Source organism: Patiriisocius sp. 208BN25-11, assembly GCF_058147145.1.
In genome coordinates this window covers 1-230 of sequence record NZ_JBYVJY010000179.1, presented here as the reverse complement: position 1 = coordinate 230, position 230 = coordinate 1, and the positions used below count along the sequence as shown (strand labels likewise).

Below are 230 nucleotides of genomic sequence, written 5' to 3'. Positions count from 1 at the left end.
ACACTAGGTTTTACCTATCGCTATCAAGGATTGAAATTTTCTACGGGGCTCAGTTGGCATACTAGGAAGCCAACAACCAGACCTGTAACGGGGCAAGAAATTGTTAATGGAGAACTTAATTACAATCCGGCAAATTCAGACCAATTGGCAGCATGGCTTCGTGTGGATGCTTCGGCGCTTTATGAATTTCAAATAGGAAACACTGCCCGTCAAGCAGGTATTTCTGTATG

1 pseudogene is annotated in these 230 nt (G+C 43.5%); it reads left to right on the top strand.

Annotation, left to right across the window (positions count from 1 at the left end):
* Window positions 1-230: pseudogene (locus ACY2RS_RS16035) on the top strand (TonB-dependent receptor); the annotation flags it as partial.